We start from the raw sequence: 14,157 nt of genomic DNA, 5'->3' as shown, positions 1-14,157 counted from the left end.
TAATTAACTAAGGCATTTTGCACGAGATCCAATATGTTCAAAATTCAAAAATCAGAATAATTCAAGAATTCAGACAATATTTACTAAATCAGTATACCAATCATACTAGACTCACGATCGTTTATGACTTCTGAATGATAGTTGCCATAACTCTCTTTACCAAAGCAACACACTGCCTCATAGTGGGTGCTAATTTGTGACTCTAAATCAGGAAACGCAAGTGTCATTTGGCATATCTTCAAGAGGCTGGGTGTGATTGCCGCCCAACATTGTAAGTATGTCTAGTTCATCTCCTGTAAGGTGAACTAAGTTAGTAATATTAATTTTGATGAATGTACACTTGACATTAACAACATCAATTTCCTTGTCCTCCGTTAGTCGTATGTTAATCACTGTTGCAGACGTTTCCTTAGGGTTAATTGATTTTGTTGTATCTTGAATCTGGTTAATTTAGCAGTTATTGGAACTAAACTGCTAGCTGATGGCCAATCCCTCTAAAACAATTAGCAATTAACAAACTGAAAAATATTGAACTGAACACAGCAGACAAGGCTGGTATAAAGTAAAATAAAATACTTTATAGAGCTTAAAACAATTGTAAATGAGTGAGTCAACCACCGTCGTCAGTCATTAGTGAGAGTTGCACACCGTTATTGTGTACCGCAAGCTTGAGTCGTTTTACCCATGAGATTGCTCAGACTAGGCAAATAAAAAAGTACTGTGTCTACTTATTTGTAAATTTTCAGCAATCTTACCTCCTGGAATTTGGACAACTTTCTTAATGATCGCCAGACAAATATTAGTGTTTTCCCGGCGATCGCAAACTTTCAATGTTCGGAAAATTACAAGTGTCAACTTGTTACTGCAACTATCGTGAACTGGGGATTGGGGATTGGCGATTGGGGATTGGGGATTGGTTATTAATTCTTATCCCTCACTCCCTCACTCCCTCACTCCTTACTCCCCCTACTCCCTCATCTCCCCAGTCCTCATTCCAAGCTTTGTACAAGATAATAGTAAATAACTAAGGGTTCATAGCAACTGAAAGCTGAATTTTGAGTAAAAAGGATTAATTTAGCATTGGTATCAATATTTCATCCTTTTTGTGCAAGTAACCATATATCTCCAGCTAGATTTGTACTCTATCTAAATATAAAAAAATAGCATATTTATTATTTCTATCGGTGGATGCAGAGTGGTCAAAAGATCATCTATCTTTGGTTTGGGAAAATAAAACATAGGTAAGAATTCGGCGCTCAAGATCAGGCAGTGCTATAGACTGGTTTATGGACTTGCAGCAACTGCCGTTCAGAAGTCATAATTTAGAAAGAATCTAATATTATTTATATATTGATTCATTAAATTTTCTCCTGACTCTTGAACTATTGTGACTCCGGAATTCTTAACAAAGAAAGTACTTACAAAAGGTAATACTTTGAAAGATGCAAATAGTGTAAGAGCGAGTGTAGCGATGAGTGAAATTAGCATTATTTTAATTGAAGATCACGACTTAACACGGATGGGACTACGGGCTGCATTACAGTCTCACAGTGCATTAAAAGTGATTGGTGAAGCGGCAAATGCTACTCAGGGATTAAAACTTTTGGAAACAGCGAAGCCAGATGTAGCCGTTGTGGATATTGGCTTGCCTGATATGGATGGCATTGAACTCACGCGTAAATTCAGACGCTACCAAGCTGAAACTGGGCAAACAGCAACCAAGATTTTGATCCTCACAATGGATCACACAGAGGATGCTGTACTTGCGGCTTTTGCGGCAGGAGCAGATTCTTATTACATGAAAGAAACAAGTATCAGTAAATTAACTGAGGCTATACAAGCAACTTATGGCGGTAACTCGTGGATTGATCCAGCGATCGCCAACGTGGTATTACGAAAGATGCGCCAAGGAATTCCTGGCGAAACCCAAACCTCTGACAAGCCGAAAACCGTAAAAATCGAAGCGCTGGCCACAGAATACGAGCAAGTTTTGGAAACATACCCCCTGACTCAACGAGAATTAGAAATCCTAGAGTTGATTGTGGCTGGGTGTAGCAACGGGCAAATTGCCGAGAAACTCTACATCACAGTTGGTACTGTCAAAACCCATGTTCGTAATATTCTAAATAAACTTTGCGCTGATGATCGTACCCAAGCTGCTGTTAGGGCTTTGCGTTCTGGGTTGGTAGCGTGAGCGGGGAGATGGGGGAGATGAGGGAGATGAGGGAGATGGGGGAGAATAACTCTTAACTCCTAACTCCTAACTCAGCACTCCCAATGCCCTCTCATCCCAATCGTTCTTGTAAACATTCGGCAATGCGTAGTGCTGCACCTGGTTTTCCCATGCGCCGCACGCCATTTTCGGCAATTATTTGCAAATTATCAGGATCTTTGAATAAGGACTGTACCATCTTTGCAACTTCCGTTGGTTGCTCAACTAAAATCAAAGATGAGCCTAAAAGCCGACTTTGAGCTTCAGCAAAGACACGGTTATATTGAGGCCCGTTGCCAGGAATAGCGATCGCAGGTTTCCCTAAACCAATAAACTGTTCTGTAGCTGTACCTGCCATTGCGATCGCCAAATCTCCTAAATGCAAACAGTCATTATAAGCTTTTTGTGTTAAGAGTAAATATGCATTTCTTTGTTTAAATGTCAACAGATTTGCATCGGAAATTTGGATAGGAGATTCTGATGCGGTTCGCCAGCCTTGGGATTGTACACTTTGAGATAAGAGATTGCAATCTAGACTAGGGGCGATCGCACCTAAAAACACCACAGTGCCAGAAGTGTGGAAAACCGAATTTCGCTCTTGGAAACTTGTCAGCAATGCAGATACCGCAATCATAATTGTTTCCCAGTTGTTGTACGCTTCTGGCGGACGGGAACCAGGCAAAAGAGTCACTACAAAAGGTCGAACTGTCTCCTGTTGTTGGCTAGCTTGACTATAAAATTGTGCAGATGAGAATGTGGGTTCTAAACCATCCATCATTGGATTACCCAAATTCAAAGCTGGAATCGGCCATTGTTTTAATATTTCCGTCGTCAGTTCATCTCTGAGGAACACTGCCCTACAACGGCGACGACTCATCAACCAACGTTCCCAAGGATGATACACTGAACCAGAAAAGTTTTCCCAACTTATACCTTTGGATTTTTTTGGTAACAATCCAGCTTCATCTCGCACATGATATTCTGATTTTGCCGTACCAACAAAAGCATAATTAGCACCACTAAAAGTTGCAAACAACAGTGGGACAATATCTCCCACAGCTAAAATTGCTCTTTTGTTACCTAATTTTTTTTGGGAAGTTACCCAGCGGCGAATAGCTTTAATTTGGCTGAGGGTAAGTTGCAATAAACCACCGCGTACATCCCGCGCCAATTGGCGTCCATCCATATAAATAAACCCACCAGAAGGCATAGTGTGTACTGAACCGATGAAGGGAATATCCAACTGTTCGTAAGCACGTCCTTCACCCACCAGAGGTAAAGCAAAGATTTCTGGTGGGTTTGATTGTCGCAGGAGTTCTTGCAAAATTCGGACTGCAATTATATCTTCCCCATGTCCGTTACTTAATACAAGTAACCGCAAAGGAGAAGTTGCAGTTTGTGGGTTAGAGTTTAGGGATAACCGAGATGCATTACTCATAGAATCTTGCAGTAACTATTGTGACATCAAGTGATACTGATATCATGCCGCAAAATTGATTTTTATTATTCTGGAGTTTAAACCAAATCACAATCACAAAGACGCAAAGACGCGATAAATTGCCGTCTCTACAAAGAATTGATTGTTGTAGAGACGGCGATTTATCGCGTCTGATGCCTTAACCGAACAGTATTGGATCGCCATTAGTCAATGCGATCGCATTTGCCATCTCAATTTTTCCATCCCCGTAAGGGGTAAAGGAATTAAAACTTTAAAAATGGAAGTTATCAAAGATTCATGGTCAGTTGAAGGGTTTCCATCCCCGTGAGGGGTAAAAGAATTAAAACTGGTACACAATCGGTTTTGTTACTTGAACCACTTGATGGCAGTAACTGCCACGAAGTGCTTCCACAAGGGCACTGCCATGAAGTGCTTCCACAAAGGAAAGAAAGTATAAAGGCACGGAAGATCATAAATATTATACACGGGGTTTTAAACAAGATTTGGTGTGTAATTTATAACGTGCAGATATTCGACGACACAAATCGGGTAAGTGTCGGGACAAATCAGCTGAGTCATAACCAATTTGGAATGCAAGGTGTTTGAGCGATTGGGGTGGAAAAGATTCTTGATGTAGTTCTAAAAAGGAACGCACTTTATTTAGATCAAATGGGCGATTAGTTTGAGAGTATTGTTCGGATAATGGTAAATCCTTTAAAACTATAGAGCTATCAAGATTAAGGCGGCCGAGATAAACATCAATTAGAGAAATTGATAATCGGTAGCATACACGTAATAGTTTATTAAGTTGAGGCAATGCATTGCCAACACGCCAATCTCTAGGAACAGTAAGACTTAAATGCATTTGTTCGGCAAAAGCTTTAGCATTACCCTGAGTCACAACATCAATACACTTATTTATAGCTAGAGCGACTGATTCTCGATTTGGTGGTTCAATTAAATATGGTGTTTGAGCAATTAGTTCTCCAACTTGTTGGGCAACAAAATTGTGCCATTCTCCTTCTTCGGTATGATAGAATTTTGATTCTAGCATTGAACAAGCTGTACCCAACCAATAATGACATCTACAGCAAAATCCATTTTTAGTATTCCAAGCTAACAAGTAAACATTTTGACCACAGTTGGGACAATAATTCATTAAAGGATACTGATGTCTAGAACAAATTTTAACTGTTGAAATAGACCAAATTAATGGCTCGTAAAGTGGAAGACCATTGTTGCTCCATTCCGAATAACATAACGGACACCAAGCCTTATATTTACGCAAGAGATTTCTAGTTGGTACAACTTTTGACCAAGGTATTAATGTTAAATATTTTAAGATAGGCTGTTGAGTTAGCTTTTGTAAAACTAATAAAGGCTCAAGTGCCATAGTTCCAGTTCCATTCCATGCACCTGTTTGGTTAAAAAAGATGTGGAAAAATATCTGTGATAAACTATCTGGATTTGGTCCTTTATAGCGATTAATTTTAGGGGCTAATTCCTGAGCCAGTAAAATTCCTGTGGGAATTTGGTGAGTTGCAGCTAAACGTGTAATGTAGCTGGTCAAACTTTCAGTAAACGCTGTTCCTAATAATAGTGGTTTTAAAGGATATAAATGACTACGTTGTGGTACATCTATTTGTTGAGTATACCAAGGGGGTTTTAAGTTCAATTGATTATCAAGCATTTCCACCTCCAACAATATCTCTTTTGGGATTTCGTTCGCCAGGATAGTGTTTTTGGCGTTTGATTTTCGTTGCCGAATCTGCCGATGAATGGTTGTCAGCTACTTCCTCATTTAAGCTATTTTGGCAAAACGTTGCGCTTCATCAACTAGAAAAATTTTTAACTGTCTCTGTCTAAATATATACTCTACATCAGCTCGTAAATCACCGAGGTTAGGCTTAACTTTTACTGTTTTTTGTTCGCTACCACTAGCATAAACCCGACTACTAGATACTCTAACCTTATAATCAGCAAATGGTTCTCTTAAAGCAATTAAAACGCTTTTGTAGTAATCTTTCCAATCAAAAGAACCGCTGTCTGGAGAACGCGCTTCTACTCCCGCAATGGGAAGATATGCTAAATCTTGCATCATTAAACCTTGGTTTTGTTCAAAGATGATTTTCATTACTTGAGATAAGAGGGTTGTTTTTCCCACACCTGTAGGACCAAACAAGAAAATTAATGATGCACCCCCTGGATTGTTCACCGCATCTAACAATTCTTCATAAGCTTGCTTTAAAAGCCGATGTACTACTGTAAAGTTAGTAAAATAATTTATTTTATCCGCATCAGATGCTGTTAATAACTCTTGGGATAAGCCTGCGGGAGAATGCATTACCAAAACTCCTCATATGGTTGAATTTCTTCGGGAATAATTTTTCTGGTCTCTGGTGGTTTTATAGGGAATTTTAAAACTCACTCTTTCTGCTTCTGAGCATAGCGCGGATGATTCTAAGTCCACATATATCCTTTGGTCTGCTATCAATTTATATATGTAATCTGCATTGATTCCTGCTGCAATTAACTCTGATAATTTTATTCCTGGACTAGCGGAGATTATTTTGATTGTTTCAACTATCTCTTGTGTGGGAACTTCTAATTTATCCGATAAATAATCTTCTAAAAAATAGAGATTTCTCTGTTTCCTCCAATTAATTTCTTGGTCGGAGCAAACTTGATAATATAATCCCCAATTTTTGGCAAACTCTTCTCCTGGGGGACATCGCCAATTGCCGTTACTATCTGACTGGTAACGATTTGGCATTTTTGATGCTAATTTTTCCAGTTCATCTGCTGTTTTACATTCTGACCAACCTGCCTGATCTCGTCTAATTACAAAAAAGTCTGGTGTATGTAATACTCCTATTTGTCTTCCATTTAAACAGCAGTATTGCAATTTGATTTTTGGTGGTTGGTCGTAATATTCTAAAACCTCTGGGTCATATTCCATTTCATATATTCGTGCCAATTCGTTCCGGTGGCTCTCAAACTGAATTATCACTCCCATTTTTTTACTGGGATATCGCCCGACAACATTCCCAACCCTTCCCCTGACTCGTCTGGAAGGTGGAGAACTCCGTATACTTTGAATCATTCCATACTGCTGTGATGACAATGAGAGTGATGCAGACCATGAGCTAAACTCACCTTCTGTCAACATTGCTACCTCGGTATGCAATTTCTACCTTAATTGCATACTTATATTTAAGCCAATATTTTTCTTCCAAAATTTAAGAATCGTTAATTCTTTCTACTTACTGACACTACCTACTTCCATAAAACCATCCTATTAGTCTTTACAACCTTTGCCTGGACTGCTATTTCCTGCTTTCTACAGTCTGAATAAACAATCATTAAAATTGGTTTTTTCCCAGTATTTGTATATGATATTATCTGCTATTTTTACCGCATTGCTACTGATGTCATCGGCATTTTCTACTTCCATATTCACATTCTCACTCCTAAAGTAGGGTAAATGCTTTTATACAGTAAACCTAACAACCGTTGATACATAAGGGTTTTCTTGATTTTTACTGGTGGCACATACTTACTGCCACGATTGTGCTTCCATTTTTATACTTACTGCCATCGTCTGCTTCCACTCTTTCATGGATTTTCTGCCAGCGCATTTTCTACATCACGAAGTAATCAACCTTTGAGGTGCATTTACTGCCATCGTCTGCTTCCACTTTACTGCCATCATGTCGGTAAAGTGACACCCCGAAGATCCCAGCGATGTAACCGTGTTTCCATCCCCGTGAGGGGTAAAAGAATTAAAACATCATGTACTACGTTGGATTTTGGGCAATGCTTATTGTTTCCATCCCCGTGAGGGGTAAAAGAATTAAAACCCCGTAGGCGGTCGAATTGTCAATCGCGCACCTAGCTTGTTTCCATCCCCGTGAGGGGTAAAAGAATTAAAACAAACTTCATTGACAGTCAATTAATTCACATTGTCTATGTGTTTCCATCCCCGTGAGGGGTAAAAGAATTAAAACTATTACTTGCTAGATTTAGTGAGTATGTAGATTTTAATTTAGTTTCCATCCCCGTAAGGGGTAAAGGAATTAAAACCCTACCCTTCCAGAAGCCTTATCCAGAGAGGGTTAGAGATACCCATTTTAGCGGGGGGTCGAATTTAGCTGTCAACAAGTAGAAATTATTGACAATTGGTGAATCATCTACCCTTGTCAAACTCTTACGCAGTAAGCGATTAGCGGGTGTCAACGAAACCATAAGGGTTTTGGCGATCGCTCTACCCCCGCTAAAAATTTGCGTATCAAAAGTAAAACTAAGCACTTTTACTTTGATTTTGAAACATGATATTAAGTTTTCAAGGTTCTATGGCTATGAGCGGTAGTATAACAAACTACTTCAAATTTTGAACGCCTAAAGTATTAACTTTTTTATCGCGCAGTCAAAAGGTAAAAAAGAAAGAGTTTTAGGAGATGTCTGAGAGAAAAGTTAGCACAGAGCGATCGCGCGATGTAAGTGTGTAATATCAGCTTACTGAATTTATTAAAATAAATACACGATCTACTGAAATGAGAAAGCAAACCCCAGTTTGAGAAAGCAATATCTGTTTTTGCTTATTAAATTACTAAAAGTTAAAGAAATACTTTAAGACAGATTTTGTTTATCTGTGGTTAAAAATCATCAATCAGAATTTTTGCATCTCTCTAAATTTTCAACTATCTCTGCTACTGCTGCTAATATCCCAGACAACAGCAGTGCTGGCATGAAACAAAAAATCAAAATTAACTGTCTGTTTGTGTAAGAGGTATAAACAGGGAATTCAGCAAAGTCGCTGTAACTTAGTATCATGCCTATTTATTTACTTATCTACAACTAACACTAAATTCACCAAGGATGTATTGTTTGAAATTCCTGGAATAGCCTTTTGACCGAAAATTTTAATCCAAAATCCAAAATCTAAAATCCAAAATTGATATAACTCCCACTAAATTAGGTTAAATATTATGAAAATTTCTACTACTGCAATTTTTACTTTAGCGACTTTAGCTGCTGGCAATGTTACTGGGCAAGCGACAGCTGCATCTGCTAAAACCGTGACTCCAACCGCAAAAGCTGGTAATTTGGTAGTGCCAGTAATTGAAGAAACTCCGGCACGGGTAGAAACAATCGCTTCGCCAGAAACTATAGTTGCACAACAATTTTCCCCAAATCCACTGCCAGCGCCAACAACTGCAAACAAAAATTCCACAGTAATCTTAAAACCAGCAACCACACTAACACAAAACCAAAAAGACAACGCTAATTCCTCTGTAAAACCCCTTCTCACTCCCTCATCCCCCTCATCTCCCTCATCTCCCTCATCCCCCTCATCCCCCTCATCCCCCTCATCCCCTGCTATTAAAAACGATTTAGTAGTCACGGCTACAGGTGTACAGATAGTAGGGGCTAATCAAGAATTGCAGGAAATCATTCGCAAAGTCATTAAAACTCAGGCGGGTGGAGAAACTAGTCAAAGCCAGCTACAAAAAGATGTTGCAGCAATTTTAGATACAGGTTTATTTAGCAATGCCAGTGTAAATAGCCAAAGTACATCTGCTGGATTGAATGTAGTTTATCAGGTGCAACCGGTGATCGTGCGATCGCTGCAATTATCTGATGCCAAAGTACTGACTTACCAAGTAGCCCAACAAAGTTTGCAATCTCAAATTGGCACCGCTATCAGTCCGGCTAGACTCCAGCAAACAGTGGCACAAATTAACAAGTGGTACGCTGACAATGGTTATAACTTGGCACGGGTGCTATCAATTAAACCCAGCCCCCAAGGCATTCTGACTGTGAATGTTGCTGAAGGCTTGGTGGGTGATATCAAGTTTCGCTTTGTCGGTGAGGACGGCAAAACTGTTGATAGCAAAGGTAATCCCGTAGGAGGACGCACCAAACCAGATTTTCTCCAACAGCAACTCAAACTTAAACCTGGTCAAATCTTCCAAGAAAATGTAGTTAAACAAGACATACAACAGCTATATGGCACCGGTTTATTTCAGAGTGTAAATGTTGCTTTAGAAGGAGATGCGACAAAAGTCGATGTCGTTTATCAACTCAAAGAAACCGGGGCGCGTGGTGTTAACTTGGGTGGTAGTTACAACGCTGACCAAGGATTAATAGGGACAATCAGCTATCAAGACCGGAATGTGGGCGGTATTAACGATACTTTCGCGGCAAATGTTGGCGTCAGTAGCCGGGATTTACAGTTTAATACTAAATTTATCAGTCCCTATCGCACAACTAACCCCGATCGCTTAGGTTACACTGTGAATGTTTTCCGGAATCGAGAAGTTTCTGAAACTTTTGATGACAAAATTAGGTTAGCTAACGGCGATAAAGTCCAGGAAGGCCAAATTGGCGGCGGTATAAGTTTACAGCAACCAATTGACGGCTGGAATACCTCATTAGGAGTCAACTATACCCGAACTAGTATCCGCGATCGCCAAGGTAATATTACCCCAACAGATGCTCAAGGTAATCCCCTATCTGCCAGTGGTACAGGTGTAGATGACCTAACTACCGTATCCTTCACCGCCACCAAAGACCAACGAGATAACCCTCTTAATCCCACTAAAGGTTCCGTTTTGAGTCTGAGTACAGAACAATCTATACCCATTGGTCAAGGTAATATTTCTCTCAATCGCCTCAAAGCCAATTACAGCCAATATTTACCAGTGCAATTATTTAACAGCAAACAGCCACAAGTATTTGCAGTCAATGTCCAAGCTGGCACCGTCATTGGCGATTTACCACCCTACGAAAGTTTTAACTTGGGTGGTTCCAATTCAGTGCGCGGTTACGATTCTGGAGAAGTTGGGAGTGGTCGCAGTTATGTGTTAGCTTCGGCGGAATATCGCTTCCCCGTTATACCAATCGTCGGCGGTGTATTGTTTGCTGACTTCGCTTCCGACTTGGGTTCTGGTGATACTGTATTGGGAAATCCGGCGGGTGTGCGAGACAAACCCGGTTTTGGTTTTGGTTATGGGGCTGGAGTGCGAATTGATTCACCCTTGGGTTTAATTCGGGCTGACTATGGCTTTAATGACCAGGGAGAAAGCAAAATACATCTAGGCATAGGGCAGCGGTTTTAACGAAAATCTGGGTTTAAAACCCCGTCCTAAAGGAGCGGCTTTACTTTCTTGAAACAAGCTTTTTGCCTTTTTCTAACCGTTAAACTCACGTTGTTTAGAGGATTTGTGCTATGAAACTCGGAATTCATTCCGAGGCGGGATGGATACACTCCCCCAAGATTTGTGTATACACCGTAGCTTGCTCCCCGGACATTTTGGTGCGGCTTTTAAACGTCGGTTCTGCGTTACACCCAGTCAGTGTTTAGCTGGTAAAATTAGGTAATATAAATTTAGCTTGAACAGCAATGTCTGTAAGAGATGCATTTCACGATGCAGTTAGACAAGCGCTCCAAAAAGATGGTTGGACTATTACAGATGACCCGTTACGTATTCAAGTTGAGGAAGTAGAACTGCTAATTGATTTGGGAGCAGAGCAATTGCTCGCAGCCGAAAAGTCAGGAGATAAAATAGCGGTAGAAATTAAAACCTTCTTGCAAGCATCTGCCATTTCAACATTTCATACAGCATTAGGGCAATTTCTCAACTATCAAGAAGCTTTAGAACTCGACCAACCAGAGCGAACTTTGTATTTAGCAGTTCCCAACCAAGCTTACAAAAATTTTTTTGAAAAGCGATTTGTGCAAAGAATGGTATCTAAATATCAGTTGAAGCTTTTAATTTACGATCCGAAAAAGGAGGTTATTGTCGAATGGAAAAAATAGAGAAATATCGACATTTAGTAAAACAAATTTTAGAGCAATATGCAAGCTATAAATTCTCATCGGCTGAAATTGAAGTGATGCCTGTTTTTGATTTAGAACGAGATCACTATCAAGTTGTTAGTGCCGGATGGAAAGACGAGCGACGGATCTATGGCTGTTCGGTGCATATTGATATTAAAGATGGCAAAATTTGGATACAGCATGATGGAACTGAGATTGGATTTGCTGATGAACTTGTAAATTTAGGAGTTGCTAGAGAGGATATTGTACTAGCATATCATTCACCATTTATGCGGCAATTCGATGGATTTGCAGTTAGTTAGTGAACCTTAGTTACAATAATTCAAAAGCAAAAAGCAGGTGTGATTATGATGCAGGCTATTTTTTTGACCTGAAAATAGCTTTAAGTTGTAGCAAGTAGCCTGTCAAGTCGTAATTCCTCCCTAACATCACGGAGGTGGAAAACAGCTTGAGTCTGTTTTCTACTTCAAGATTTCTTGACTATCGCGTTATCCTATGAAAAAGATAAAACTGTTGCGATCGCTGGGGAGGTTTTTCCCGCCGAGGGAATTCCAAAAACAAAATCATCCCGTAGATAGACAGGCAAAAACCGTGCCATCTCAAAAATATGGGAAAATTTGGGGAAATCTCTTAAAAATCAGGACTAGCTAGTTATCTGCTCACTCAAGACTCAGGACTCTCTATGTTAGCAGGCACAACTTTACAGGATGGAAAATATACCCTAATCCAAGAAATAGGGCGTGGTGGCTTTGGCATTACGTTCAAAGCTAAGCATCACTATTTGGGTCAGGAGGTGGTGATGAAAACCATCAATGAACGGCTGCGACAACATCCTGATTTTGCCAAGTTCGAGCGCCAATTCCAAGATGAAGCCAGACGATTAGCTACTTGTATCCACCCAAATATAGTCCGAGTCAGTGACTTTTTTGTGGAAGCTGGGCTGCCTTACATGGTGATGGAATACATTCCTGGCGAAAATTTGGGCGACGCCTTTGTATTACCAGGAATACCTCTGCCGGAAGCCACAGCAATTCATTACATCCAGCAAATTGGCGCAGCGTTGCAGGTAGTACACAACAAAGGTTTGCTGCACCGGGATGTCAAACCAGATAATATTATCCTGCGCCAAGGAACTCAGGAAGTAATACTGATTGATTTTGGGATTGCCAGGGAATTTAATGGCGGTGTGAGACAGACTCATACGGGTTTGGTTTCTGAGGGTTATTCTCCCATTGAGCAGTACCTAACTCAAGCAGCACGCACACCCGCCACCGATGTTTATGGTTTAGCAGCAACTTTGTATGCACTGTTAACAGCCCAAGTTCCCATGCCAGCATTATTGCGCGATCGCGAGCAAATGCCATCCCCCCGCGAACTCCAACCACATTTGAGTGCTGCTGTCAACCAAGCCGTAATGCGCGGTATGGCGGTGGAATCTCGTTTTCGTCCGGCGACTGTTGCCGAGTGGCTGCAATTACTACCGGGAAGTGGAGTAAATGTTACAGGTCAAGCCTTACCTACTTACGCGGTGCAAACTGTTAATTTATCTGCCCAACAGGCAGAAACCCTCATTGGCAAAGCTGGCAAAAAGGCGATGCCTGAAGGCAAGGCTAACGCCAAGGAAACTTTACACCCCAAAAAACAGCAGCCATCTAAAATATTTCTTGGTATGGGTGTAGCTGTAGTTGCTGCTACAGCAGGTTTTGGCATCACTAGCATGTTGCCCAAATCTCAGCCGCAGCCAACAGCCAAGCCACTTTTTGAACAGCCTACTCAAGAACCAGCCGCGAAAATACCTAGCTTAGATAGTACATCTTCACCTGTAACTCCAGAAACTAACACCACCTCAAAAACCGAATCTGCACCCGTCTCTAATTTCAGGCAGCGTCGGCGTAATCGTCGTTCTTCCCAGGAAGAATCTTCCAGCAGCAGCCCTACAAAAGAATCACAAACCAGCAATTCTCAACAATTAGAACCTTCGCCCAGCGTTTCCCCCACACCCTCGCTAGTCGAAAAATTAAGGGCAATTCGGTCATCTCGTAATGCTTCTCCCGCAGCATTGCCAGATAATAACTCACCAGCTTCTAATCAAAATTCTGCTCCTCCCAAACCTGTAACTCCTAAAAATTCCGTGGTTATACCAGCAGCACCACCGCCATCAGAATCCAAAGCCTCAGATCCTTCTGCTGTAGTAGTACCAACACTGGAAAAGCAAAATTTACCGACTGAGAGTCAAACACAAAGCGATCAGAAGGTAGAAAAACAGACACCAGATTAAAGAAGTCGCAAGTCGCAAGTTGCTAGGACGCTCTCTACGAGACGCTACGCGTAGCTTGCTTCTTTGGAGGAGTACGCAACACTCGCTAGCGCTACGAACGCGAGTGCGTCTCGTAGAGAAGAGAGCAAGTACAGTTTTGTAAGGGGGATTTATACCCCTTACAAAACTTGGGGCTTACTTGTTGCCAGGGACTTATACCATTTCACTAAAACCCTGATACATATAGATTTCGCGTAGGGAACATTGCCGTGCCCCTACCAACGTATTTGTATCATAATTAAAGTGAAACGGTATTACAGCTATTTTCAGGTAAATATAGCGATTCTCGTTTGGATGCAATACGCTGTAGGGGCGCACAGCTGTGCGCCCCTACGAACGGGCGTATT

Annotated in this window: 12 protein-coding genes and 1 CRISPR repeat array; of the genes, 5 read left to right on the top strand and 7 right to left on the bottom strand. The window is 40.8% G+C overall.

All coding sequences use genetic code 11. The features are described from left to right. Positions 1 to 207 precede the first annotated feature (207 nt). Together IQ276_RS30065 and IQ276_RS30060 are read right to left on the bottom strand one after the other, a co-directional pair. Entirely contained in the window at positions 208 to 393 is a 186-nt protein-coding gene (locus IQ276_RS30065; RefSeq protein ID WP_235116096.1) for a hypothetical protein, read from the bottom strand. A 306-nt stretch (positions 394 to 699) separates the two neighbouring features. Beyond that, positions 700 to 855 (bottom strand): ATP-binding protein, encoded by a 156-nt coding sequence (locus IQ276_RS30060; protein WP_235116095.1) that lies wholly within the window; start codon positions 853 to 855, stop codon positions 700 to 702. 616 nt (positions 856 to 1,471) lie between these two features. Between IQ276_RS30060 and IQ276_RS30055 the strand changes: the two genes are divergently transcribed. Further along, the gene (locus IQ276_RS30055; RefSeq protein ID WP_190882817.1) at positions 1,472 to 2,194 is read left to right on the top strand and encodes a response regulator transcription factor; all 723 of its coding nucleotides are present in this window, start codon (positions 1,472 to 1,474) and stop codon (positions 2,192 to 2,194) included. 91 nt (positions 2,195 to 2,285) lie between these two features. Here IQ276_RS30055 and IQ276_RS30050 read toward each other — a convergent pair whose 3' ends face one another. The 5 genes from IQ276_RS30050 to IQ276_RS30030 form a co-directional block, all read right to left on the bottom strand. Further along, positions 2,286 to 3,650: a lipid-A-disaccharide synthase-related protein gene (locus IQ276_RS30050; RefSeq protein ID WP_193924814.1), complete on the bottom strand. Its 1,365-nt coding sequence runs from the start codon at positions 3,648 to 3,650 to the stop codon at positions 2,286 to 2,288. A 478-nt stretch (positions 3,651 to 4,128) separates the two neighbouring features. Further along, positions 4,129 to 5,340, bottom strand: a complete 1,212-nt coding sequence (locus tag IQ276_RS30045; RefSeq protein WP_193916017.1) for a TniQ family protein — start codon at positions 5,338 to 5,340, stop codon at positions 4,129 to 4,131. A gap of 111 nt (positions 5,341 to 5,451) precedes the next feature. Beyond that, the gene (locus tag IQ276_RS30040) at positions 5,452 to 5,994 is read right to left on the bottom strand and encodes an ATP-binding protein (protein WP_235115324.1); all 543 of its coding nucleotides are present in this window, start codon (positions 5,992 to 5,994) and stop codon (positions 5,452 to 5,454) included. 12 nt (positions 5,995 to 6,006) lie between these two features. After that, complete coding sequence (locus tag IQ276_RS30035) at positions 6,007 to 6,819, bottom strand: TnsA endonuclease N-terminal domain-containing protein (protein ID WP_193925757.1); 813 nt, start codon at positions 6,817 to 6,819, stop codon at positions 6,007 to 6,009. 584 nt (positions 6,820 to 7,403) lie between these two features. Further along, positions 7,404 to 7,733: a CRISPR direct-repeat array (repeat unit 36 nt; unit sequence TGTTTCCATCCCCGTGAGGGGTAAAAGAATTAAAAC). Positions 7,734 to 7,751: 18 nt separating this feature from the next. Continuing rightward, a complete protein-coding gene (locus IQ276_RS30030; protein ID WP_235116094.1) occupies positions 7,752 to 7,958 on the bottom strand; it encodes a hypothetical protein in 207 nt (68 codons plus the stop codon). A gap of 680 nt (positions 7,959 to 8,638) precedes the next feature. On the opposite strand from IQ276_RS30030, the gene IQ276_RS30025 reads away from it, so the two are divergent. The 4 genes from IQ276_RS30025 to IQ276_RS30010 all read left to right on the top strand — a co-directional run bounded on the left by IQ276_RS30025 (position 8,639) and on the right by IQ276_RS30010 (position 13,771). Then, positions 8,639 to 10,771 (top strand): BamA/OMP85 family outer membrane protein, encoded by a 2,133-nt coding sequence (locus tag IQ276_RS30025; protein WP_235116093.1) that lies wholly within the window; start codon positions 8,639 to 8,641, stop codon positions 10,769 to 10,771. A 284-nt stretch (positions 10,772 to 11,055) separates the two neighbouring features. Next, a complete protein-coding gene (locus tag IQ276_RS30020; RefSeq protein WP_193918721.1) occupies positions 11,056 to 11,472 on the top strand; it encodes a XisH family protein in 417 nt (138 codons plus the stop codon). Continuing rightward, entirely contained in the window at positions 11,460 to 11,795 is a 336-nt protein-coding gene (locus IQ276_RS30015) for a XisI protein (RefSeq protein WP_193918724.1), read from the top strand. Before IQ276_RS30020 ends, IQ276_RS30015 begins: the two co-directional genes overlap by 13 nt. Positions 11,796 to 12,175: 380 nt before the next feature. Further along, entirely contained in the window at positions 12,176 to 13,771 is a 1,596-nt protein-coding gene (locus IQ276_RS30010) for a serine/threonine-protein kinase (protein ID WP_193918726.1), read from the top strand. Positions 13,772 to 14,157 lie beyond the last annotated feature (386 nt).

Source organism: Desmonostoc muscorum LEGE 12446, from assembly GCF_015207005.2.
In the GTDB taxonomy this organism is placed as follows: Bacteria; Cyanobacteriota; Cyanobacteriia; order Cyanobacteriales; family Nostocaceae; genus Nostoc; species Nostoc muscorum.
Note: the sequence above shows the minus strand (reverse complement) of the source record. Positions and strands in the feature narration are given on the sequence as shown.

Excerpts from the sequence above, each read along its gene's own strand:
- IQ276_RS30055 (WP_190882817.1), top strand. The coding sequence starts at position 1,472 with ATGAGTGAAATTAGCATTATTTTAATTGAAGATCACGACTTAACACGG.
- IQ276_RS30050 (WP_193924814.1), bottom strand. The coding sequence starts at position 3,650 with ATGAGTAATGCATCTCGGTTATCCCTAAACTCTAACCCACAAACTGCA.
- IQ276_RS30045 (WP_193916017.1), bottom strand. The coding sequence starts at position 5,340 with ATGCTTGATAATCAATTGAACTTAAAACCCCCTTGGTATACTCAACAA.
- IQ276_RS30040 (WP_235115324.1), bottom strand. The coding sequence starts at position 5,994 with ATGCATTCTCCCGCAGGCTTATCCCAAGAGTTATTAACAGCATCTGAT.
- IQ276_RS30035 (WP_193925757.1), bottom strand. The coding sequence starts at position 6,819 with ATGTTGACAGAAGGTGAGTTTAGCTCATGGTCTGCATCACTCTCATTG.
- IQ276_RS30025 (WP_235116093.1), top strand. The coding sequence starts at position 8,639 with ATGAAAATTTCTACTACTGCAATTTTTACTTTAGCGACTTTAGCTGCT.
- IQ276_RS30020 (WP_193918721.1), top strand. The coding sequence starts at position 11,056 with ATGTCTGTAAGAGATGCATTTCACGATGCAGTTAGACAAGCGCTCCAA.
- IQ276_RS30015 (WP_193918724.1), top strand. The coding sequence starts at position 11,460 with ATGGAAAAAATAGAGAAATATCGACATTTAGTAAAACAAATTTTAGAG.
- IQ276_RS30010 (WP_193918726.1), top strand. The coding sequence starts at position 12,176 with ATGTTAGCAGGCACAACTTTACAGGATGGAAAATATACCCTAATCCAA.